Source organism: Pseudomonas sp. CP4 (assembly GCF_047758505.1).
GTDB lineage: Bacteria > Pseudomonadota > Gammaproteobacteria > Pseudomonadales > Pseudomonadaceae > Aquipseudomonas > Aquipseudomonas fluorescens_AO.
This window is the reverse complement of sequence record NZ_CP180489.1, coordinates 4,996,827-5,017,562: the sequence shown is the minus strand read 5'-3', so window position 1 is coordinate 5,017,562 and position 20,736 is coordinate 4,996,827. Positions and strand designations below refer to the sequence as shown.

The following is a 20,736-nucleotide window of genomic DNA, read 5'->3' as shown; positions in this document are numbered from 1 at the left end:
AAGCGTAGTTCAGCGCTGGAGATCCGTTTTGTTCAGTCGTGGTACATCACCGAGCGACCACCATCGATGGTGATGCACGAAGCGTTGATAAACGGTGCCTCATCGCTGGCCAGAAACACTGCGGTCATTGCCACTTCGATCGGCTGGCCGATGCGCTTGGGCGGATGCAGATCAAAGGCGCGCTGCCGCTCGGCGTGGGGATCGGCAAAGCCGTTCCAGTAATCGACGTTCAGTTGCGTTTCGATGTAGCCCGGCGCGATGGCGTTGACGCGAATACCCTTGGCCGCGTATTCGATGCCGAGTGCACGGGTCAGGCCGAGCAAGCCGTGCTTGGCCACCGGGTACGGGAAGCAGCCTGGAATGATGTGGCTGGAATGGGTCGAGGCGATGTTGATGATGCTGCCCACGCCCTGTTCGATCATCTGCGGCAGCACCGCTTTGCAGCCATACCAGGCGCCGTCCAGATCGATGGCGAAGCAGCGGTGCCAGTCTTCTTCAGTCATCTGCAAAGGATCGCGGAACACATTGACCCCGGCGCAGTTGACCAGCACATCGATGCGGCCATGCAATTCCATGGCGCGTCGGGCCAGGGCATGCAGATCCTGCTGATTCGATACGTCGACCTTGAGCGCCTGCACGTCATGGCCCTGATCGCGCCAGTGCGCGGCGACCTGCTCGACCTTGTCGGCCTGGATGTCGCTGATGAGTAATTTGGCCTGCTGCGAGGCGAAGGCGGCGACGATGGCTTCACCGATACCCTGAGCTGCCCCGGTCAATAGCACGACCTTGTCTTTCAGGCGCTCGCCTTTAGGCGGAGCCGGCACTGGCGGCAATGTCAGCGCTTCAGCCATGTCTCAAGCCTCCTGCACGCAGGCGCAAAAAAACCGGACATCGGTGGATGTCCGGTTCTGACGGCTCGGGAAAACAAACAGGCAAGCGTCGCCGACGGCATCAAGCCGTGGCGAAAGGCGGATCCCGCTTGCGCGGGCGACAAGAATTCGCTGCATCACTTCACCTGTTTTGTTCTTTTTAAGTGTGAGTGCGTGTTACTGCTGGAGCCGACTATAAACCCGACCGCCAAATAATCTCAATATATAATTTTGCATCCCATATTTTGGGATTTAACCAGCAAAACGCGTACAGACTTTTCCTGCAACATCAACGCGCATGTTCAGCACCGCACCATCCAGTGGATGATTCAGCGGACTCTTGGCGCTGGTGATGAACAGGGTTTTCAGGTCTTCGCCACCAAACACGCAACTGGTCGGGCGACTGACCGGCAGATCGATTTTGCGATCCACCTGCCCGTCCGGCGTCAGGCGCAGCAGGCAACTGCCGTCCCAGCGTGCATTCCACACGTAGCCTTCGGCGTCCATCGCCGAGCCATCGGGGCCGCCATTCTGATCGGACGAGTAAAACACCTGCGGTGCATCAAGACTGCCGTCGGTGCGGATGAAATATCGATTGAGCGTGCTGTCCAGACTTTCACCAAACAGCAGCGTGGTGCCGTCATCGCTCCACAACAAAGTGTTGGGGATGCCCAGACCGAGCAGCAGCGGTGTCACGCGTTGATCGGGATCGATACGGAACAGGCCACCGGAACGGCGCACCAGCGGCAGATCCTCGCCATGCTCGCCGATGTTGTTTTGCATGGTGCCCAACCACAACCGGCCCAAGGCATCGCAACGGGCTTCGTTGGGGCGGTTGCCCGGTTGCGGGTCGGCGACGCAGAACAGCGTCAACCGTGGCTCGAGGCCCGGTGAATCGAGATCCAGTCGATAGACACCGCTGCTGAGCGTGACCAGCGCATCTCCGCTGGCGCAGGGAATGAAGGCGGAGATGTGCTCGGGCATCTGCCAGATCTGCACGTTCTGACCGATCAGGCGCAACGCTTGTTTGCCAGCGATATCGACCCAGTACAACGCCTGGGTCGGCGCATCCCAGAACGGGCCTTCGCCGAGTTGCGCGCGGTGTTGGGTCAGGGCGGTGCAGGTCATCTGGAATCCTTCATGTTCTTGTTGTGCGCATTGTAGAAGTGAGCCTGCTCGTGATAGCGGTGGTTCAGTGCCATGATGTCGGCTGATACACCGCTATCGCGAACAGGCTCACTCCTTCAGGGGATCTCGGTGTTCAGCTGGCTTTTCGGTCGGCCATGACTTTCGGGTAAAAGCGTTTTATCGCCAGGTCGGCGTTGTCGATCAAGGTCATGCACGCCCACACGCCACGGGTCGAATCGCGCGCGGCGATGGCGTCGGCCATGTCTTTATGGATCGGCAAGGTGCGGCGCAGTTCATCGGGGTCGGCGGCGGAGACTTCGAACGACACCGCCAGCAACGCGCCGAGGGCCGGGACCATTTGTTCGATGAACTGATTATGGCTGGCGGCCAGGATGCATTCGTGGAAGGCCTGGTCGGCACGGTTGTAGTCGATGCCGCTGTCGACGGCACGTTCCAGTGCGTTGAAGGCCAGTTGCACCGCTTCGATCTGCTCCGGCGTCGCCCGCTCACAGGCCCAGCGCACCGCCATCGGCTCAATGGTGCGGCGCAAATCCAGCAGGTCATCGACGAAGTTTTCCGGCAAGCCGTTGCGCGACAGCCAACCCACTACCTGCGGATCGAACAGATTCCAGCGCCGCACCGGCAACACTCGCGTGCCAACCTTCGGCCCGACTTCGAGCATGCCTTTGGCGACGAGGGTTTTGATGGCTTCGCGAATCACCGTGCGGCTGACGCCAAGCTGCTCGCCCAGATCCGCCTCGACCTTGATGGTCTGCCCCGGCTTGACCTGACCGGCAGCAATCCAGCTGCCCAGCCAGTCAACGGTCGACGCATGAAAGCTGCTGGACATGTACACCTCAAGGCGAATCGCGATGGGTGCCTACGCTAATCATCATACAATTAACAGTCAATCGGATTTTTTTCAGCTTGAACAAACCATTGTGGGAGCGAGCCTGCTCGCGAAAGCGTCGTGCCAGTCAACAATGATTGCGACTGATACACCGCGTTCGCGAGCAGGCTCGCTCCCACGAAAGTGATGTGTTTTAAGGTTCGAGACCGATGCGGAAGAACTCGCCGCCACTCCACACGCCCAACCAGCGCTGACCATCGAGCTCGCGGCTCACCGCCAGTTCCACCAACTGGTAAAACACATTGCGGTGAATCAGCGCTTCAAGGTTACTGCGCACATGCACATAAGGCGCAGGCTCCTGGGTCTCAGGATTGATCTCGACGCGGATCGGATGTTCAGCCCCCGCCTCGATGGTTTCCTCGACGTTGCTGGTAAAGCGCAAGACCTGCGCCTCGCCCTCGCCTTCCACTTCCACCGCAACCGCCACAAACGGCGCGTCATCGACCTTGATCCCGACCTTCTCGACCGGGGTGATCAGGAAGTAATCATCGCCGTCGCGGCGGATGATGGTGGAGAACAGTTTGACCATCGGCTTGCGCCCGATCGGTGTGCCCAGGTAATACCAGGTGCCGTCACGGGCGATGCGCATGTCGATGTCGCCGCAGAAATCCGGGTTCCACAAATGCACCGGTGGCAGGCCTTTGGTCTTGGGGATCTGCCCCAGCAGGTCATTGGCTGTTTGCGGGTCACTCATGGCGTACTCCTTGATTACTGGTCGCCGATCCCCAGCAGGCTGCGTGCGTATTGCGCCAGCGGCGGACCGATGAGGTCTTCGGGTTTGGAGTCATGGAACGTCAGTAAACCGCCACGACTCTTGATCCGTGCAGTATCAATCAAATACTGGGTGCTGGTCTCGATCAACATGATCTGAATCACGCCGCCGTCGATACCGAGGCGATCCACCGCCTCTTGATCCAGCCACTCGTCGGAGTTGCCGATGCGGTCGTCAGCCTTGGCGAAACGTGTGTAGAGCAGGTAATGCGCGCCGGCATCACGGGCTTCGCCCATGGCTTGATCGAGGCCTTCCGGCGCACGGGCGCGGCGGACCATCGGGAAGTATTCGACAAAGCCCTTGAAGGCTTCTTCGGCGACCACGTTCGGCCGTGGATAGGAACCACCCGGCGGCGCGAACGCGCCCTGGGCGATGAAGATGAACGAGTCCGGCTGAATGCGGATATTGTTCACCCGGCGGCTGTCGCTGTGGTCCAGAAGCCCCGCATCGCTCATGTGATAGCGAGTGCCTTCGGCCATATCGCTGACATTCATGCAGCCGCCAAGCGCCAAAACGGCCAGCAGCAAAACCAGGCTACGCATCCTATTCCTCCAGAAGCCGGTGTCGGAAAACCGGCGAATGGCCGTTGGATGCAGCTTTTGCGCCAGCTCGGCAAATTCAGTGATAGAGGCATTCGCGAGCAAGCTCGCTCCCACGATTGAAATGCATTCCAAATGTGGGAGCGAGCCTGTCGCGGAGGCGGTCGATCAGCCGCCAATGATCTTCATGACAGTAGCACCACCGGAGAACGCCACCTCCTGCTTGTCACTCAACGCCTTGACCAGCAACCGTTGCAGCGCCGGCAACGCCTGATGGCGCGGCTTGTCGAGCAGATCGCCGACATAGTGGCGGTTGCTCGACGACAAACAGCCATGCAGCCAACCGGTAGACGACAGGCGCAAGCGCGAGCACGTGCGGCAGAACGGTACGCTTTCGTTGGCGATCACCCCGAAATTGCCGCGACCGGGAATCGCGTAGCGTACCGCTGTGGCATCAACCGGTGCGTCGGTCTGGGCGTATTCATAACGTTCGCCGATCAGGCCGAGCAACTGCTCAAGGCTGACGAACTGCTGCAGGAATGCGTTGGAATCTTTGGCCAGATGGCCCATGCGCATCAGCTCGATGAAGCGCAGTTCAAAGCCGCGCTCCAGACAGTAGTCGAGCAGCGGCATGACCTGAGCGAGGTTTTGCCCGCGCAACGGCACCATGTTGACCTTGATCTTCATCCCGGCGGCGGCAGCCTGATCCATGCCATCAAGCACGCTGGCCAGGTCGCCGCCACGGGCGATGCTGCGAAAAGCAGCGGCATCAAGGGTATCGAGGGAAACGTTGATCCGGCGCAGACCGGCATCGACCAGCAGCGGCAGTTTTTTCGCGAGGAGTTGACCGTTGGTGGTCAAGCTGATGTCGTCGAGGCCCATATGGCCGACGGCAGTCATGAACGATTCGAGTTTGGGGCTGACCAGTGGCTCGCCGCCGGTGATGCGCAGGCGCTCGATACCGGCCGCTTCGATCAGGTATTCGACGCCGCGCGCCATGGCTTCGGCCGACAGTTCATCCTGCGCAGCGACCAACCGCTTGCCGTTGGGCACGCAGTAGGTACAGGCGTAATTGCAGGCAGAGGTCAGGCTGATGCGCAGATTGCGAAAACGCCTGCCTTGACGGTCAACGATCATGAAACACTCCGGCGAAAGAAAGTCGTGCGAGCAAAACTTGACTGAGAAATCAGGTTTTAGCAAGCCCTATGCCTGAGTATATTCCTGTGCTATTGCGCCATGTTGCGAAAACACGGCGCAATCAGTCCGCTGAATGGCTTATGTGCTCGGCGTTTCCGGGTCGCGCTTGCGCTTGTTGCCCATGCGCACGCCGATGTCCATCAGGAACTGGAAGAAGCCTTCCTGATCTTCCAGCACATTGCTCCAGAATGGCGAGTGATACAGCGCCACCGCGCCGTGCACCAGCGCCCAGGATGCGCAGTAGTGGAAGTACGGCGGCACGTCTTCGAGCTTGCCTTCGCTGATGCGACCCTTGATCAACAGCGTCAGGCGTTCGAAGTTCGAGGCACGGATCTTGTGCAGCTCCTCGACCATCTCCGGCACCTGATTGCCCTTGACCACTTTCTCTTCGAGGCGGTCGAACAGGCGATAGCGCTGCGGGTCGCGCATGCGGAATTCGAAGTAGGCGCGGGACAGTGCTTCCTTGTCCTTGTCGACATCAGCGGAATGCAGCAGCTCGTTCAGATCGCGCTCGTAGTCGAGCATCAGGCGCAAGTAGATCTCGGCCTTGGATTTGAAGTGCTTGTAGATCGTGCCTTTGCCGATACCCACGGCATCAGCAATCATCTCGACGGTGACACTGTCTTCACCCTGGTCGAGGAACAGCTTGAGCGCGGTATCGAGAATTTCCTGCTCGCGGCGACGAAATTCACGGACCTTACGAGGTTCTTTATGCATAAGAAAAAGGTCTGAAGGGTCAAAATTCGAAGCCGCGTATTATGCCTAACTTGCGCAAAAAAGCACGGTTCATCGACCAAATCTGTGTTTCTTGTTCATTTCGAGAACGATTGGAGTGCAATGAGAACTCAATTGAAGCGAACGTATTCCAAATTTGTTTAAAAACCCCGACCGGCTCACTGGACTGCACGCCAGACTGATCAATACTTGAACTGTCGGGCGACATCTCCCCCAAGTGTCGCGCCGGTAAAGGTACCAACGGACCGCGTGCCTTTGTTTTACTCCTAATGGTCTTAACCCGGATTCACCCCCCAGAACCCGGGTTTTTTTTGCCTGCGATTTGGCCTGCCGTCACAGGGCAGATTTAACACTCGCCAGCGGGAACAATCTCTTGAAGTTTTCCGTGGTCTGCTCGGCAAAGCGCTCGTAGTTTTCACCGCGCAACATCGCCAGAAACTCCGCGACTTCGCGCACGTACTGCGGCAGGTTCGGCTTGCCGCGATACGGGATCGGCGCGAGGTACGGCGAGTCGGTTTCCACCAGCAGGCGATCGGCCGGCACTTTGCTCGCCACGTCACGCAAGGCGTCGGCATTGCGGAACGTGACGATGCCCGAGAGGGAAATGTAATAACCCATGTCCAGCGCCGCTTTGGCCATGTCCCAGTCTTCAGTGAAGCAATGCAACACACCGGCCTGTGGCAACGCCGCTTCGCGCAGCAGTTCGAGGGTGTCGGCACGGGCGCCACGGGTGTGGATGATCACCGGTTTGCCGGTCTGCTGCGCCGCTTGCAGGTGCAGGCGAAACGATTCCTGCTGCAGCTCGGCGGCCTCCGGCTCGTAGTGATAATCGAGGCCGGTTTCGCCGATCGCCACCACTTTCGGGTGATTGAGTTCGTGCAGCAGCCAGTCCAGCGCTGGCGCCGCGCCCGGCTGCACATCCAGCGGATGCACACCGACCGAACAATCGACATCGTCATAACGTTCAGCGAGGGCTTTGACGTCGGCGGCGTTGTCGGCGCTGACGCCGATGCACAGAAAGTGTCCGACCCCACGCTCGCGGGCCGCAGCGAGTGCGGCATCCAGCGAGCCGTCATGGGCGGCGAGGTCGAGACGATCAAGGTGACAATGGGAATCTACGAGCATAAAAGGGACTGCAACTTACATCGTATGAGTGGGACGGTCGGATTTCAGCGCTCCGGCCAGATGAGTTTCGATGCGACTGCGCGCAGTGTCGTCGCCGTCGTTGAACTGCACGCCGACACCGGCGGCGCGATTGCCTTGTGCACCTTTGGGGGTGATCCAGGCGACTTTGCCGGCGACGGGAATTTTTTCCGCTTCATCCATCAGGTGCAACAGCATGAACACCTCGTCGCCCAACCGGTAGCTTTTGTTGGTCGGGATGAACAGACCACCATTCTTGATGAACGGCATGTAGGCGGCGTAAAGCACCGACTTGTCCTTGATGGTCAGGGACAAGATGCCGTTACGTGGCCCCGGGCTGACAGGCTCAATCATGTTCACCTCCACTGCTGATCTTCAGAGTCTAGGTACACATTCTTATCTTTGACCAGGCAATCCCACCCATTGCACCAACAATGCTTCCAGCAACAGGGCCGGATTGAGGTTGGCCTTGCTCAACACTTTCTGCCGTTGGGCGAGAATCCAGTCCTGAATTTCCAGCACTTTGCCCTGCGCGCTTTTTTGCGCCAGGTATTGCACAACCTTGCGCATATCGGCCAGGCCGAGGCCCGCTTCGTCCTGAGTCAGTTGATAGCGCAGGATCAGGCTCGACCAGTCGCAGAACCAGTCGAACAGGCGCAGCATCGGAATGCTCTTCCACTCCTCGGCCAGTTGCGTCGGCGACTGCTGGCCCTTGAGCAACTTCTTCACGCCTTCGACCACTTGCGCGCGCTGTTCACGTACACCCTGGGATTGCAGGCTGACCGCCATCAACGGCGAACCGGCGGCCAGCGTCAGCAGTTCGACGCGCTCCTCTTCGGAACATTCCGGCAACGCTTGCTCCAGCCATTGCAGACTCATTGCTTCGCCCGGCAGCGGGCAGGCCTGCTGCACGCAACGGCTCTTGATGGTTGGCAACAAACGGCTCGGCTGGTGGCTGACCAATAGCAGAACCGTATCGCCCGACGGTTCTTCAAGACTTTTGAGCAAGGCGTTGGCAGCGTTGATGTTCATCGACTCGACCGGCTCGATCAGCACCACTTTGCGCCCGCCAAGCTGCGCGGTCTGCACGACGAAACTGACCAGATCACGAACCTGATCGACCTTGATCGCCTTGTCCGCCTCTTCCGGCTCCAGAATGTAATTGTCCGGATGACTGCCGGCCTTGAGCAGCAAGCAGGATTTGCACTCGCCACATGCCTCAGGCGTAGGGCGCTGACACAGCAGGCTGGCCATCAAGCGTTCAGCGAGTGCGCGCTTGCCGATCCCGGCCGGACCGTGCAGCAGATACGCATGGGCATGCTGACTGCGTCCGGCCAGTTGCTGCCAGAGACTGTCCTGCCATGGATAGGCCTCAGCCACGGGCCAGCTCCAACAAGTTCGGAATCAGGGTATCCAGCGATTGTTGAACCTTGGCCAGTGGCTGACCGGCATCAATGCGCACATAGCGCGAAGGATCGGCTTCGGCGCGCTTCAGAAACGCATTGCGCACAGCCTCGAAAAAAGCCCGGCCTTCCAATTCGAAACGGTCCAGTCGACCACGGGCACTGGCGCGGGCCAGACCGATTTCCACGGGCAGGTCGAAAATCAAGGTCAGATCGGGCCGCAAGTCGCCCTGCACGAACGTTTCCAGGGTGGCGATGCGTTCCAGCGACAAACCACGACCGCCGCCCTGATAGGCGTACGTCGAATCAGTGAAGCGATCACACAACACCACCGCGCCACGAGCGAGCGCCGGGCGAATCACCTCAGCCAGATGCTGCGCGCGGGCGGCGAACACCAGCAACAGCTCGGCGTCCGGGTGCATCACTTCGTCGGCCGGGGTCAGCAACACGTCACGAATCCGCTCGGCCAGCGGCGTACCGCCAGGCTCACGGGTGAGCAGCACTTCGATACCGGCGGCGCGCAGGCGCTCGGCGAGGTATTCGCGATTGGTGCTCTTGCCCGCGCCTTCCGGGCCTTCCAGGGTAATAAACAAGCCAGTCACAGGCAGTCCTTCATCAAAGTCATTGCGCGTTCTGCGGTGCAGCGGCGTCCGGTTCTTGGGCTGGCGCCGGATCTTGCGGCGGCGCTTTCGATGGCACTTCGGGCAGCACCTCGGGCGCGATATTCGGCGAGGCCGCCGGAATGGCCTCATCGGTGGCCGGCGCGGTTACTGGTGCCGGGCTGGAACGGTAATCGGCACGGCGCTTGAGCTGGTATTCGCGCACTGCGTTGTTGTGTGCATCCAGATCATCGGAAAACACATGGCTGCCATCGCCACGGGCGACGAAATACAGGCTGCTGCCTTCCACCGGGTTGAGCGCAGCGTGAATCGCTTCGCGCCCGACCATCGCAATCGGCGTCGGCGGCAAACCGGGAATCACGTAAGTGTTATAGGGCGTTGGTTCTTTCAGATGCGCGCGGGTCAGTTTGCCGGTGTAGCGGTCGCCGAGGCCATAAATCACCGTCGGGTCGGTCTGCAACTGCATGCCCAGCGCCATGCGCCGTACGAACACTCCGGCAATCTGGCCGCGTTCCTGCGGAACGCCGGTCTCTTTCTCGACCAGCGAGGCCATGATCAGCGCTTGATAAGGTTCGCTGTAAGGCACATCGGCAGAACGCTGCGCCCACTCTTTGGCGAGCACCTCATCGAGACGATCAAAGGCTTTCTTCAACAGCTCTGCATCGGACATGCCGCGCACGAAGCGATAGGTATCCGGGAAAAACCGACCTTCAGGGAACAAGCCTTTGTGGCCAATCTTCGCCATGACGTCGCTGTCGCTCAGACCATTGAGTGTCTGCTCGAGCTTGTCGTCCTTGGCCAGCGCGGCGCGCACCTGATGGAAAGTCCAGCCTTCGACCAGGGTCAGGCTGTACTGAACCACGTCGCCGCGCTTCCACGAATCGATCAGACCGTTGACGGTCATGCCCGGCTGCATGCGGTACTCGCCGCTGTGAATCGGCGTGCCGGCAAGATTGAAGCGCCAGTAGACGCGCAGCCAGAACGCGTCCTTGATGACGCCATCGGTTTCGAGTTCAAGGAAGGTACGGGTCGGGGTAGAGCCTTTCGGCACATCCAGCAGTTGTTCCTGCGGGATGTTCAGGGGCTGTTCCAGCGCCGAATGAATTTTCCAGGCGCTGGCGCCCAACAGCAGCCCTGCCAGAACCAGTCCGGTTTCCAGCAGCAGCAAAAGTTTACGTCTCACGAATCAGGCATCCAGTAGCGCGCGGGCAATGGTTTGCAGTTTACGGGTGAGCGGGCCAACCGGCCAGCTCAGTGCAGCACAGGCGCGTACCGGCCAGACGCCATAAACGCTGTTGCAGACAAACACTTCATCAGCCCATTGCAGCTGTTCGAGGCTGATATCGGCGATTTGCGTGGGGATGGCCAGCGACTCGGCCTGAAACAAAATTTCCGCGCGCATCACCCCAGCGACGCCGCAGCGCTTCAAGTCAGGGGTAATCAAGCCACCGTCGCGCACCAGAAAAATATTGCTGAACACGCCTTCGACGACGCGCCCGGCCTGATCAAGCATCAAGCCTTCGGCATGTTCGCTGTCCTGCCATTCGGCGCGGGCGAGTACCTGTTCCAATCGATTCAGATGTTTGAGCCCGGCGAGCAAAGGTTGCGTGGACAAGCGGGTATTGCAGGGAAACAGGCGGATGCCATGCTCGGCGTGAGCAGCAGGATAAGCGGCCGGCGGGTTGCCTTGCAGAATGCGTCGGGCCTGTGCCGCAGGATCGGGCGCATAACCGCGCAAACCGTCGCCACGTGTGAGGATGAGCTTGAGCACGCCCTCGCCCAGCGCTGCCGCATAGCTGAGCAGCTCATGGCAAATCAGCTCAAGATCGGTCGCGATGGCCAGACGCACGCAGCCATCAGCCAGACGCGCCAGGTGCCGATCCAGCAGGACCGGCTGACCATTGCGCACGGCGATGGTCTCGAAAAGACCATCGCCGTAAGCCAGGCCGCGATCTTTCAGCGACAGCGCGTCAGCCGGTTGACCGTCGACCCAGCAGTCCATCAGCCGGCGAACCGGCGGAACGCCAGGGTGCCGTTGGTGCCGCCAAAACCGAAGGAGTTGGACAGCACGACATCGATGTCCATGTTGCGCGCGGTGTGCGCGACGAAATCGAGATCGCAGCCTTCGTCCGGCTCATCGAGGTTGATGGTCGGCGGCGCCACCTGGCTGTTGATGGCCAGCACGCTGAAGATCGCCTCGACCGCACCCGCCGCACCCAACAGGTGACCGGTCATCGACTTGGTCGAGCTGACCGCCAGCTTGTAGGCGTGATCGCCGAACACCGACTTGATCGCGTTGGCTTCGGCAAGGTCGCCGGCCGGGGTCGAAGTGCCGTGGGCGTTGATGTACTGCACTTGATCGACATTGATCTTCGCGTCGCGCAACGCATTGGTGATGCAGCGCGCGGCACCTGCGCCGTCGGCGGGTGGCGAGGTCATGTGGAACGCATCGCCGCTGGTGCCGAAACCGATCAGCTCGGCGTAGATCGTCGCACCACGGGCCTTGGCGTGTTCAAGCTCTTCGAGAACCAGCGCACCGGCACCGTCGGACAGAACAAAGCCGTCACGGCCCTTGTCCCATGGACGGCTGGCGCGGGTCGGCTCGTCGTTGCGCGTCGACAGCGCACGGGATGCGCCGAAGCCGCCCATGCCCAGACCGCAGGCGGCCATTTCCGCACCGCCGGCAATCATCACGTCGGCTTCGTCGTACATGATGTTGCGCGCCGCCATGCCGATGCAGTGCGTACCGGTGGTGCATGCGGTGGCGATGGCGTAGTTGGGTCCCTGTGCGCCCAGATGGATCGACAGGAAGCCGGAAATCATATTGATGATCGAGCCAGGCACAAAGAACGGAGAGATCCGTCGCGGACCGGTCTCGTGCAGGGTGCGGCTGGTCTCTTCGATGTTGGTCAGACCGCCAATCCCCGAACCCATGGCCACGCCAATGCGTTCACGGTTGGCATCGGTAACTTCCAGACCGGCGTTGCGCACGGCTTGAAAGCCTGCGGCGAGGCCGTACTGAATGAACAGGTCGAGCTTGCGCGCTTCCTTGACCGACAGGTATTCCTCGACATTGAAGCCTTTGACCGAGCCGCCGAAGCGAGTCGAATAGGCAGAAAGGTCGGTGTGTTCGATCAGACCAATGCCACTGCGGCCAGCCAGAATGCCCTGCCAACTGCTCGGCACATCCGTGCCCAGTGGCGACAACATACCCATACCGGTGACTACGACGCGTCTACGCGACACAGCACTCTCCTTTTTCAAATGACGACTTTGCATCAGGCCTAAAGAAAAAACCGCACGCCATGATGGCAGTGCGGTTTTTCCATGACAGCAAGCAACGATTACAAACTATTACGCCTGGTGGCTGGTAACGTAGTCGATTGCAGCTTGTACAGTAGTGATCTTTTCAGCTTCTTCGTCAGGGATTTCGGTCTCGAATTCCTCTTCCAGAGCCATCACCAGCTCAACGGTGTCAAGGGAGTCGGCACCCAGGTCTTCTACGAAGGAAGCGGTGTTGACCACTTCTTCTTCTTTAACACCCAGTTGCTCGGCAACGATTTTCTTGACGCGCTCTTCGATGGTGCTCATACCTTGTTTTCACTCCTAATGGACAAATTCAGGCAGCTGGCCAGTGGGTAAGTGTATAGAAAGCCTTTTCAGTTTTTCAACTGAAAGCTTCACTCCTCAAACCCTGCGGCCCTCTGCCTATAAATAGATTGCAGCTTTATAACGGATTTTAGACAGCTCGTATGACATTTTTTTGAAGCAATCCGTCACATTTTACTTACATGTACATCCCACCGTTCACCGGGATTGTAGCCCCGGTAACGTATGCCGCACCGTCAGATGCAAGAAAAGCGACCACGGACGCGATCTCTTGAGCTTGTCCCAGACGACCCAGCGGAATCTGCGTCTGCAAGGCTTCACGCTGTGCTTCAGGCAGTTCGCGGGTCATATCGGTGTCGATGAACCCTGGGGTTACCGAGTTGACCGTAATCGAACGCGAACCGACTTCACGCGCCATCGCCCGGCTGAAACCTTCCAGACCGGCCTTGGCGGCTGCATAGTTTACTTGGCCGGCGTTGCCCATGGCACCCACCACCGAGCCAATACTGATAATTCGACCCCAGCGCGCCTTGGTCATGCCACGCAAAACGCCCTTGGACAGGCGATACAGACTGTTCAGGTTGGTATCGATCACGTCGTACCACTCGTCGTCTTTCATGCGCATCATCAGGTTATCGCGGGTGATGCCGGCATTATTGACCAGAATCGCCACCGGCGCACCGAACTGCTCCTGAATGCCCGCCAGTACGGCGCTGACCGATTCGTCGCTGGTGACATTGAGTTCGAAACCGGCGCCCTGGATACCGTTTTCCTTCAGGGTCGCGGCAATGCGCTCGGCGCCCGATGCGGAGGTCGCGGTGCCGACAACAATGGCGCCCTGACGACCCAATTCCAGCGCGATGGCCTGGCCGATACCGCGGCTTGCACCGGTGACCAGTGCAACTTTACCTTGCAGACTCATGCAAGTTTCTCCTGATTCAGGCCTGCGCTGCGCGAGCGGCAGCGAAGGCGTCTGGGGTATTGAGGTTGGAAGTCGAAACGCCTTCGGCGCAACGCTTGTTCAGGCCAGCGAGGACTTTGCCCGGGCCGCATTCGACCAGATTGGTCGCGCCCTTGGCGGCTAAAGTCTGCACCGACTCAACCCAGCGCACTGGCTTGTAGAGCTGTTCGAGCAGATCGCGCTTGAGGGTTTCCAGATCGGCTGGCACTTGTGCGCTGACGTTCTGCACCACCGGAATCTGCGGCGCCTGCCAGTCGATAGCGGCGATGGATTCAGCGAAACGCTCGGCAGCCGGACGCATCAGCTCGCAGTGCGACGGCACGCTCACCGGCAACGGCATGGCGCGTTTGGCACCACGGGCCTTGCAGCCCTCGATGGCGCGCTCGACGGCTGCCTTGGCACCGGCGATCACCACTTGGCCCGGCGAGTTGAAATTCACCGCGCTGACGACTTCACCTTGCGCCGCTTCGGCGCAGGCAGCCAGCACGTCGGCATCTTCCAGGCCGAGGATCGCGGCCATGCCGCCCTGCCCGGCCGGCACCGCTTCCTGCATCAACTGACCACGGCGCTCAACGAGCTTGACCGCGTCAGCCAGGCTCAGGCTGCCAGCGGCAACCAGCGCACTGTATTCACCCAGGCTATGGCCGGCGACGAATGCCGGACGCACGCCGCCTTCGGCCAGCCACAGACGCCACAGGGCGATCGACGCGGTCAGAATGGCCGGTTGGGTTTTGTCGGTTTGGTTGAGCAGCTCTTCCGGGCCCTGCTGGGTCAGTGCCCACAGGTCGTAGCCCAGCGCAGCAGAGGCTTCTTGAAAGGTTTCGAGGATCAGCGGATGTTGCGCGCCCAGCTCGGCCAGCATGCCGAGGGACTGCGAACCCTGTCCTGGAAAGACGAATGCGAGGGAAGCAGACATGTAACAAGCCCCTAATGATCTTGTCGTCGGAAAATAACGCCCCGTTGGGGACGCCAGAAACTGACAGTTTGGATGGCCCTTTGAACCGGGCGGTCACATTTAAGCATTGTCCGACGAAAACGCCTAAGACAACAGTTCCTCCAGACGGCCGTGGAGACGCTCGGGCAGGTTCTCCTGAATTTCGATCAGCGCCCGCTGAATCGCACTCTGAAAGCCCTGCACGCCGGCCGATCCGTGGCTTTTCACGACGATACCCTGCAAACCGAGAAAGCTTGCGCCATTATGTCGCGCCGGGGCCAGGTCGGCCTGCAGACGTTTCATCAACGGCAGCGCGAGAGCGCCGACCGCACGAGAGGCCATGTTTTTCTTGAACAAGGCCTCGATGCGCGCAGCAATCATCGTCGCCAGACCTTCGCTGGATTTCAGCAGGATGTTGCCGACGAAGCCGTCACACACCACTACGTCTGCCTCACCGCGATACAAGCCGTCGCCTTCGATAAAACCGATGTAGTTGATCCCGCGCGCAGCCTGCAACAGCGTGGCGGCCAGTTTGACCTGCTGATTGCCCTTGATGTCTTCAGTGCCGATGTTCAGCAGCGCCACACGCGGACGGGCGATACCCAGGGTCTGCGCGGCCACTGAACCCATCACGGCGAACTGCAACAGGTGCTCGGCACTGCAATCGACGTTGGCGCCCAGATCGAGCAGCTGGCAATAACCGGTCTGCGTCGGAATCGCCGCGACCATGGCCGGACGATCAATGCCGGGCAATGTTTTCAGCACGAATCGCGACAAGGCCATCAACGCGCCGGTATTGCCGGCACTGACACAGGCCTGCACCTTGCCATCGCGCAGCAGCTCGAGGGCGACACGCATCGACGAATCCGGCTTGCCACGCAGGGCCTGAGCGGGTTTTTCGTCCATGGTGATGACTTCGCTGGCCGCAACAATCGTCAGGCGCGCGCGATCGGCAGCCGACTGGCCGTGGATCAGTTCTTCAAGAAGGGAGGGTTGACCGACAAGGGTCAGGTGCAGCGAGGGTGTAGCGGACAGGCAAGCGAGACTGGCCTGAACAATGCTGCGGGGACCGAAGTCCCCGCCCATTGCGTCAATCGCGATGACTTGAGCAGACAAGTGATTACTCGTCAGCGCCCTTGTCGATCACTTTACGGCCACGGTATACGCCTTCTGGCGATACGTGGTGACGCAGGTGAACTTCACCAGTGGTTTTTTCTACAGACAGGGTGCTAGCCTCGAGAGCGTCGTGCGAACGGCGCATGTCACGGGCAGAGCGGGATTTTTTGTTCTGCTGAACAGCCATAATTGATTAACTCCTAAACGTTTGGGTCACGCTTTAACTGCGCCAATACACTGAACGGGTTGGACCGCGTTACCTCGTCCTCGCTCGGTTCGGGCTCATCTGCTCCCGCCGGCTGCTGGCATTCTTCCGGATGATGAGCAGGCACAATGGGCAAGGCGAGCAGAAGCTCCTCCTCGATCAGTGACTGCAGATCCAATGGATCTTCGCCCAGTTCCAGCACGTCATAACCTTTCGGCAACGACTGGGTATTCGCACCCTCCTTCACCACCGCGTAACTGCATTCGCTGTGGATCGGCAGGGTGACCAGCTCAAGACAACGCTGGCAAACCATTTTGACTTCGGTGTCGATAAAGCTGTGGATGACCACAGACTTACGTTCATCTCGTTCAAAAACGAATTTGGCCTGCACCGTACCGACATCGTCGGAAAGCGGGTCGCAGAGTCTCTTCAAATCGGCCAGCAGCAGTTCACCTTGAAGGGTGGTGCCACGGTCAGCCAATTTGCGCGGGTCAACGTGAGGTGGAATCGGGTCATTCAACATAGGCGCAGCATTATAGGGATGCACCCACCCATGTCAAAGGAAATTGTGCCCTGTCCGTCACTTGCGCGCCTCCGCTAGAATCCGCACCTGCCTCAGGAGACGTCCATGCTGCCTTTATTACTCGCTTCAAGCTCGACTTATCGCCGCGAATTGCTCGCCCGCCTGCACTTGCCGTTCGTCTGCGGCTCGCCGGACATCGACGAAAGTCACCGCCCGGGCGAATCCGCGATCGATCTGGTCAAACGTCTCGCTGAAGAAAAAGCCCGCGCCCTGGCGGACAGCCACCCTGCTCATCTGATCATTGGCTCGGATCAGGTCGCCGTCCTGGGCGAACAGATCATTGGCAAGCCGCACACCTTCGAAAAGGCCCGCGCGCAATTGATGGCGGCCAGCGGCGCGAGTGTGACCTTTCTCACCGGCCTGGCCCTGTTCAACAGCCAGACCGGGGAATGCCAGGTCGACTGCGTGCCGTTCACCGTGCACATGCGTCAATTGGATCAGGCGCGAATCGAGCGCTATTTGCGCATTGAGCAGCCGTACGACTGCGCCGGCAGCTTCAAGGCCGAAGGACTGGGCGTGAGCCTGTTTCAATCGACCGAAGGCCCGGACGCCACTAGCCTGATCGGCCTGCCGCTGATTCGCCTGATCGATATGTTGTTGGTCGAGGGTGTGCAAATCCCTTGAAAGCAAAAGATCGCAGCCTTCGGCAGCTCCTACACCGATCCGTGCAAGAGCCTCCGCAGACTGCGATCTTTTGATCTTGAGCTGTCTTACCGCAACGACGGCCCGTGGAAACCCATCCACATCGCCAACTGCTCGGCTACGCTGGCGCCGAGCTTCTTCGAGAAGCGATCGAACGGCGATTCCTGCACAGTGAAGTCCACCAACTCCTTCTCGCCAATCACATCACGCGCCACCGAACTGGCACTGCCCAAGCCATCGATCAGGCCCAGCGGCAGCGCCTGCTCACCCGACCAGACCAGTCCGGAAAACAGCTCTGGATGCTCCTTGTCCTTCAGGCGATCGCCACGACCCTGCTTGACGCTGTTGATGAACTGCTTGTGCGTGGTGTCGAGCACGCTTTGCCAGAATGCGGTTTCTTCAGGCTTTTGCGGCTGGAACGGATCAAGGAATGCCTTGTGCTCGCCCGAGGTGTAGGTGCGACGCTCAACCCCGAGTTTTTCCATGGTGCCGACAAAACCGTAACCCGCTGCTGTCACGCCGATTGAGCCGACCAGACTGGCCTTGTCGGCGTAGATCTGATCCGCCGCGCTGGCGATGTAATAGGCGCCCGAAGCACCCAGATCGGAAATCACTGCGTAGAGCTTGATCTCCGGGTGCAAAGCTCGCAGACGCTTGATCTCGTCATAGACATAGCCAGACTGCACCGGACTGCCGCCCGGACTGTTGATGCGCAGGACCACGCCCTTGACCTTCTTGTCTTCGAACGCCGCGCGCAAGCTGCCAACGATATTGTCGGCGCTGGCTGGCTCCTTGTCGGCAATGACGCCGTCGATCTCGATCAACGCCGTGTAGTTCGGGCCGCGGGTGGCGCTTTTTTCCATGTCCATCAGCGGCGTGAACAGCAGCAGCGCAACAAACAGATAAACAAACGTCAGCAGCTTGAAGAAAATCCCCCAGCGCCGCGAACGGCGTTGTTCCTCTACACCGGCCAGCAAAGTCTTTTCCAACAGCTTCCAGCTTTTCGCGTCACCGTCGGCGGCACTTGCCTTGTCCGGTGCTTTCCATTCGTCGGTCATGCCATCCACCCCAACAAAAACCTGTTAAGCCCGCTGACCCAGCCAGGCGTGCAATTCAGAAAAACGGTCAATCGACAGGCGCGGCTCGAACTGTTGCAGGGACTCGATCGATTGCGCGCCATAACTGACCGCCACCGAATCCATCCCCGCGTTGCGCGCCATCAGCAGATCGAACGACGAATCACCGACCATCAACGCCTGCTCCGGGCGTACGCCGCAGTGGCTGACAATCTGCTCAAGCATCAGAGGGTGCGGCTTGCTGGCAGTTTCATCGGCCGCGCGGGTGATATCGAAATAATCTTCCCATCCGTTGGCCTTGAGCACACGATCCAGTCCGCGCCGGTTCTTGCCCGTCGCAACCGCCAAGTGATAACCCTGCTCGCGAAACGATGCCATCGACTCGACCACACCTTCGAACAACGGCGAAGGCACAGCTTCGGCAGCGATGTAGTGATCGGCGTAATACTCGCGAAACGCGAGCAATTCTGCGTCGCTGATCTCGGGGTATAGCGTGCGAATCGCTTCCGGCAAGCCGAGACCGATGATGCCTTTGACGGCGAAGTCATCGCGCAACTCGAAACCGGAACGCCCGGAGGCCGAGTGCATGGCCTCGACGATGCGATGGATGGAATCGGCGAGGGTGCCGTCCCAGTCGAAAATCAGCAGTTTGTAATCAGATGGGCGCACTCAATCGCTCCACGGTTTTGGCCCACATTTCATCGACGGGCGCTTGCAAATTCAGCTTGCCACCGTCAGGCAGCGGCACCGTCAGCATGTAAGCGTGCAGGAACAGGCGCTTACCACCCAGATCTCGGATTTCCTTCGTGAAATCCTCGTCGCCATACTTACTGTCACCGGCGATGCAATGGCCAGCATGCAAGGTGTGCACGCGAATCTGGTGGGTACGACCGGTAACCGGCTTAGCTTCGACCATGGTGGCAAAATCACCGAAGCGGCGCAGCACCTTGAACATCGTCAGGGCTTCTTTGCCTTCATCGTTGACTTCGACCATGCGCTCGCCGGAACGCAGATTGCTCTTGAGCAACGGTGCGCGAACCTGCTTGATCGAGGTTGCCCAGTTGCCACGGACCAGTGCCATGTAACGCTTGTCGACGCCATCGCCGCGCAGTTGCTCGTGCAGGTGGCGCAACATGCTGCGCTTCTTGGCGATCATCAGCAGGCCGGAGGTGTCACGGTCGAGACGGTGAACCAGCTCCAACTCCTTGGCATCGGGACGCAACTGACGAAAGGCTTCGATCACGCCGAAGTTCAGCCCGCTGCCGCCATGAACCGCAATGCCGGCGGGCTTGTTGATCACGATCAGGGCTTTGTCTTCGAAGACGATCGAGGCTTCCAGGCGCTGCAACAGCCCCTGGGCCAGCGGCACCGGCTCGTCACGCTCAGGCACGCGAACCGGCGGCACGCGCACGATATCGCCGGCCTGCAGCTTGTATTCGGGCTTGATCCGACCTTTGTTCACGCGCACTTCGCCTTTGCGCAAAATGCGGTAAATCAAGGTCTTGGGCACGCCTTTGAGCCGGGCGAGGAGAAAGTTGTCGATTCGTTGGCCGGCATACTCCGGCGAGACTTCAAGCAGTTGAACGCCTGGAGTCGAAGGGGCAGTAGTTGTCATGCCGCGGATGATAACAATTTTTATGGAATTGAAGCACTTAATCATTGCTGCTATAGTCGCGAACGCCGCCAAAAGCGGCCTGGACAGCGGAACCACGGTCAAAGACCGGCCCTGACCAACGCAATTCACCAGGGCGCGAGGCCGTCCTACGGGGCTTTCGCTACGTAACGGTGGAGTTTGTGGTTGTAACGAGCGCAGGTGACATGAGGCCTGAATTACACCGCCGAGCAGAGTTCTCACTCGCCCGGCAGGCGACATTCGAGGCCAGTTCACAAAGTGCAGTCGACTGCGAATGACCCCGAGCGATTGCTTCGGAAACATCGCCTGAATTAGCCATGATGCGTGATCTCCCCTTTCGGAGCTCACGGTAAATGCCAACCCGCTGCGGATTCTGCGCGCGGCAGCACCCGAATTATCAGGGATACGTGTAGGGTGGAGATGCACAACCGCCGGACTGTGTAGCAACAAGCTTTGATCAAGACGCTTCATCTCGTCCACAGCCGCTGGTTGATTCCTCCTCCTGACTGAGTGCTTAAGTAGCCACAGCAAGCAGGACGCGTACGTCGCGGTATCGGCCCAATTGGCCGCACATCGCTGGACACGGGAATGGCCAACCACTCCCGACGCACCTGACACCGACCGTGAGAAGTCGTGTGTGCCGAACGCCGTTTCCGGCAGC

24 protein-coding genes are annotated in these 20,736 nt (G+C 59.6%); 1 reads left to right on the top strand and 23 read right to left on the bottom strand.

The features are described from left to right. Positions 1 to 32: 32 nt before the first annotated feature. The 20 genes from ACMYUN_RS22615 to ACMYUN_RS22520 form a co-directional block, all read right to left on the bottom strand. A complete protein-coding gene (locus ACMYUN_RS22615; RefSeq protein ID WP_415761818.1) occupies positions 33 to 851 on the bottom strand; it encodes an SDR family oxidoreductase in 819 nt (272 codons plus the stop codon). Between the two features lie 270 nt (positions 852 to 1,121). After that, positions 1,122 to 1,997, bottom strand: a complete 876-nt coding sequence (locus ACMYUN_RS22610; RefSeq protein ID WP_415761817.1) for an SMP-30/gluconolactonase/LRE family protein — start codon at positions 1,995 to 1,997, stop codon at positions 1,122 to 1,124. 133 nt (positions 1,998 to 2,130) lie between these two features. Continuing rightward, positions 2,131 to 2,847 (bottom strand): FadR/GntR family transcriptional regulator, encoded by a 717-nt coding sequence (locus ACMYUN_RS22605; RefSeq protein WP_039760144.1) that lies wholly within the window; start codon positions 2,845 to 2,847, stop codon positions 2,131 to 2,133. A gap of 193 nt (positions 2,848 to 3,040) precedes the next feature. Then, positions 3,041 to 3,601 (bottom strand): DUF1285 domain-containing protein, encoded by a 561-nt coding sequence (locus ACMYUN_RS22600; protein ID WP_415761816.1) that lies wholly within the window; start codon positions 3,599 to 3,601, stop codon positions 3,041 to 3,043. Between the two features lie 14 nt (positions 3,602 to 3,615). After that, positions 3,616 to 4,221 carry a DUF4823 domain-containing protein gene (locus tag ACMYUN_RS22595; RefSeq protein WP_024013915.1) on the bottom strand — a complete coding sequence of 202 codons (606 nt, stop codon included), beginning with the start codon at positions 4,219 to 4,221 and terminating at the stop codon, positions 3,616 to 3,618. Between the two features lie 165 nt (positions 4,222 to 4,386). After that, positions 4,387 to 5,355 (bottom strand): GTP 3',8-cyclase MoaA, encoded by a 969-nt coding sequence (locus ACMYUN_RS22590; protein WP_415761814.1) that lies wholly within the window; start codon positions 5,353 to 5,355, stop codon positions 4,387 to 4,389. A gap of 138 nt (positions 5,356 to 5,493) precedes the next feature. Then, complete coding sequence (locus tag ACMYUN_RS22585) at positions 5,494 to 6,132, bottom strand: TetR/AcrR family transcriptional regulator (RefSeq protein WP_016770981.1); 639 nt, start codon at positions 6,130 to 6,132, stop codon at positions 5,494 to 5,496. Positions 6,133 to 6,483: 351 nt separating this feature from the next. Continuing rightward, positions 6,484 to 7,275 (bottom strand): TatD family hydrolase, encoded by a 792-nt coding sequence (locus ACMYUN_RS22580; RefSeq protein WP_101156243.1) that lies wholly within the window; start codon positions 7,273 to 7,275, stop codon positions 6,484 to 6,486. A gap of 15 nt (positions 7,276 to 7,290) precedes the next feature. Then, a complete protein-coding gene (locus tag ACMYUN_RS22575; RefSeq protein ID WP_016770983.1) occupies positions 7,291 to 7,647 on the bottom strand; it encodes a PilZ domain-containing protein in 357 nt (118 codons plus the stop codon). Positions 7,648 to 7,689: 42 nt separating this feature from the next. Continuing rightward, the gene (locus ACMYUN_RS22570; RefSeq protein WP_415761813.1) at positions 7,690 to 8,673 is read right to left on the bottom strand and encodes a DNA polymerase III subunit delta'; all 984 of its coding nucleotides are present in this window, start codon (positions 8,671 to 8,673) and stop codon (positions 7,690 to 7,692) included. Continuing rightward, positions 8,666 to 9,298, bottom strand: a complete 633-nt coding sequence (gene tmk / locus ACMYUN_RS22565; protein WP_039760153.1) for a dTMP kinase — start codon at positions 9,296 to 9,298, stop codon at positions 8,666 to 8,668. The genes ACMYUN_RS22570 and tmk overlap by 8 nt, the downstream gene beginning before the upstream one ends. A gap of 19 nt (positions 9,299 to 9,317) precedes the next feature. Further along, entirely contained in the window at positions 9,318 to 10,499 is a 1,182-nt protein-coding gene (mltG, locus tag ACMYUN_RS22560) for an endolytic transglycosylase MltG (protein ID WP_415761812.1), read from the bottom strand. Between the two features lie 3 nt (positions 10,500 to 10,502). Continuing rightward, positions 10,503 to 11,318: an aminodeoxychorismate lyase gene (gene pabC, locus ACMYUN_RS22555; protein ID WP_415761811.1), complete on the bottom strand. Its 816-nt coding sequence runs from the start codon at positions 11,316 to 11,318 to the stop codon at positions 10,503 to 10,505. After that, entirely contained in the window at positions 11,318 to 12,562 is a 1,245-nt protein-coding gene (gene fabF / locus ACMYUN_RS22550) for a beta-ketoacyl-ACP synthase II (protein WP_038860467.1), read from the bottom strand. The genes pabC and fabF overlap by 1 nt, the downstream gene beginning before the upstream one ends. A gap of 108 nt (positions 12,563 to 12,670) precedes the next feature. Beyond that, positions 12,671 to 12,907 (bottom strand): acyl carrier protein, encoded by a 237-nt coding sequence (gene acpP, locus ACMYUN_RS22545; RefSeq protein WP_003175607.1) that lies wholly within the window; start codon positions 12,905 to 12,907, stop codon positions 12,671 to 12,673. A gap of 196 nt (positions 12,908 to 13,103) precedes the next feature. Next, positions 13,104 to 13,847, bottom strand: a complete 744-nt coding sequence (gene fabG, locus ACMYUN_RS22540; RefSeq protein WP_016770989.1) for a 3-oxoacyl-ACP reductase FabG — start codon at positions 13,845 to 13,847, stop codon at positions 13,104 to 13,106. Positions 13,848 to 13,863: 16 nt separating this feature from the next. Further along, positions 13,864 to 14,802 carry an ACP S-malonyltransferase gene (gene fabD / locus ACMYUN_RS22535; RefSeq protein WP_415761810.1) on the bottom strand — a complete coding sequence of 313 codons (939 nt, stop codon included), beginning with the start codon at positions 14,800 to 14,802 and terminating at the stop codon, positions 13,864 to 13,866. A 123-nt stretch (positions 14,803 to 14,925) separates the two neighbouring features. Further along, positions 14,926 to 15,936, bottom strand: a complete 1,011-nt coding sequence (gene plsX, locus ACMYUN_RS22530; protein ID WP_264083031.1) for a phosphate acyltransferase PlsX — start codon at positions 15,934 to 15,936, stop codon at positions 14,926 to 14,928. A gap of 4 nt (positions 15,937 to 15,940) precedes the next feature. Then, a complete protein-coding gene (gene rpmF, locus ACMYUN_RS22525) occupies positions 15,941 to 16,123 on the bottom strand; it encodes a 50S ribosomal protein L32 (RefSeq protein ID WP_003179396.1) in 183 nt (60 codons plus the stop codon). Positions 16,124 to 16,136: 13 nt separating this feature from the next. Beyond that, entirely contained in the window at positions 16,137 to 16,664 is a 528-nt protein-coding gene (locus tag ACMYUN_RS22520; RefSeq protein ID WP_003204262.1) for a YceD family protein, read from the bottom strand. 105 nt (positions 16,665 to 16,769) lie between these two features. On the opposite strand from ACMYUN_RS22520, the gene ACMYUN_RS22515 reads away from it, so the two are divergent. Beyond that, positions 16,770 to 17,348 (top strand): Maf family protein, encoded by a 579-nt coding sequence (locus ACMYUN_RS22515; RefSeq protein ID WP_415761809.1) that lies wholly within the window; start codon positions 16,770 to 16,772, stop codon positions 17,346 to 17,348. Positions 17,349 to 17,434: 86 nt separating this feature from the next. Here ACMYUN_RS22515 and sppA read toward each other — a convergent pair whose 3' ends face one another. Genes sppA through rluC form a run of 3 tightly spaced genes read right to left on the bottom strand, consistent with a single transcriptional unit; the run spans position 17,435 to position 20,057 of the window. Beyond that, positions 17,435 to 18,424, bottom strand: coding sequence for a signal peptide peptidase SppA (sppA, locus tag ACMYUN_RS22510; protein ID WP_415761808.1), 990 nt, complete (start codon positions 18,422 to 18,424; stop codon positions 17,435 to 17,437). A gap of 24 nt (positions 18,425 to 18,448) precedes the next feature. Continuing rightward, positions 18,449 to 19,111, bottom strand: coding sequence for an HAD-IA family hydrolase (locus ACMYUN_RS22505; protein WP_083352208.1), 663 nt, complete (start codon positions 19,109 to 19,111; stop codon positions 18,449 to 18,451). Next, the gene (gene rluC, locus ACMYUN_RS22500) at positions 19,098 to 20,057 is read right to left on the bottom strand and encodes a 23S rRNA pseudouridine(955/2504/2580) synthase RluC (RefSeq protein ID WP_415761807.1); all 960 of its coding nucleotides are present in this window, start codon (positions 20,055 to 20,057) and stop codon (positions 19,098 to 19,100) included. Before rluC ends, ACMYUN_RS22505 begins: the two co-directional genes overlap by 14 nt. Between the last annotated feature and the right edge of the window lie 679 nt (positions 20,058 to 20,736).

Bases quoted from the DNA above. Each gene is read 5' to 3' on its own strand.
- ACMYUN_RS22615 (WP_415761818.1), bottom strand. From the start codon at position 851: ATGGCTGAAGCGCTGACATTGCCGCCAGTGCCGGCTCCGCCTAAAGGC.
- ACMYUN_RS22595 (WP_024013915.1), bottom strand. From the start codon at position 4,221: ATGCGTAGCCTGGTTTTGCTGCTGGCCGTTTTGGCGCTTGGCGGCTGC.
- acpP (WP_003175607.1), bottom strand. From the start codon at position 12,907: ATGAGCACCATCGAAGAGCGCGTCAAGAAAATCGTTGCCGAGCAACTG.
- rpmF (WP_003179396.1), bottom strand. From the start codon at position 16,123: ATGGCTGTTCAGCAGAACAAAAAATCCCGCTCTGCCCGTGACATGCGC.
- ACMYUN_RS22515 (WP_415761809.1), top strand. From the start codon at position 16,770: ATGCTGCCTTTATTACTCGCTTCAAGCTCGACTTATCGCCGCGAATTG.
- pabC (WP_415761811.1), bottom strand. From the start codon at position 11,318: ATGGACTGCTGGGTCGACGGTCAACCGGCTGACGCGCTGTCGCTGAAA.
- rluC (WP_415761807.1), bottom strand. From the start codon at position 20,057: ATGACAACTACTGCCCCTTCGACTCCAGGCGTTCAACTGCTTGAAGTC.
- ACMYUN_RS22590 (WP_415761814.1), bottom strand. From the start codon at position 5,355: ATGATCGTTGACCGTCAAGGCAGGCGTTTTCGCAATCTGCGCATCAGC.
- ACMYUN_RS22585 (WP_016770981.1), bottom strand. From the start codon at position 6,132: ATGCATAAAGAACCTCGTAAGGTCCGTGAATTTCGTCGCCGCGAGCAG.
- ACMYUN_RS22580 (WP_101156243.1), bottom strand. From the start codon at position 7,275: ATGCTCGTAGATTCCCATTGTCACCTTGATCGTCTCGACCTCGCCGCC.
- fabG (WP_016770989.1), bottom strand. From the start codon at position 13,847: ATGAGTCTGCAAGGTAAAGTTGCACTGGTCACCGGTGCAAGCCGCGGT.
- ACMYUN_RS22600 (WP_415761816.1), bottom strand. From the start codon at position 3,601: ATGAGTGACCCGCAAACAGCCAATGACCTGCTGGGGCAGATCCCCAAG.
- ACMYUN_RS22605 (WP_039760144.1), bottom strand. From the start codon at position 2,847: ATGTCCAGCAGCTTTCATGCGTCGACCGTTGACTGGCTGGGCAGCTGG.
- ACMYUN_RS22520 (WP_003204262.1), bottom strand. From the start codon at position 16,664: ATGTTGAATGACCCGATTCCACCTCACGTTGACCCGCGCAAATTGGCT.
- ACMYUN_RS22610 (WP_415761817.1), bottom strand. From the start codon at position 1,997: ATGACCTGCACCGCCCTGACCCAACACCGCGCGCAACTCGGCGAAGGC.
- ACMYUN_RS22575 (WP_016770983.1), bottom strand. From the start codon at position 7,647: ATGATTGAGCCTGTCAGCCCGGGGCCACGTAACGGCATCTTGTCCCTG.
- fabD (WP_415761810.1), bottom strand. From the start codon at position 14,802: ATGTCTGCTTCCCTCGCATTCGTCTTTCCAGGACAGGGTTCGCAGTCC.
- sppA (WP_415761808.1), bottom strand. From the start codon at position 18,424: ATGACCGACGAATGGAAAGCACCGGACAAGGCAAGTGCCGCCGACGGT.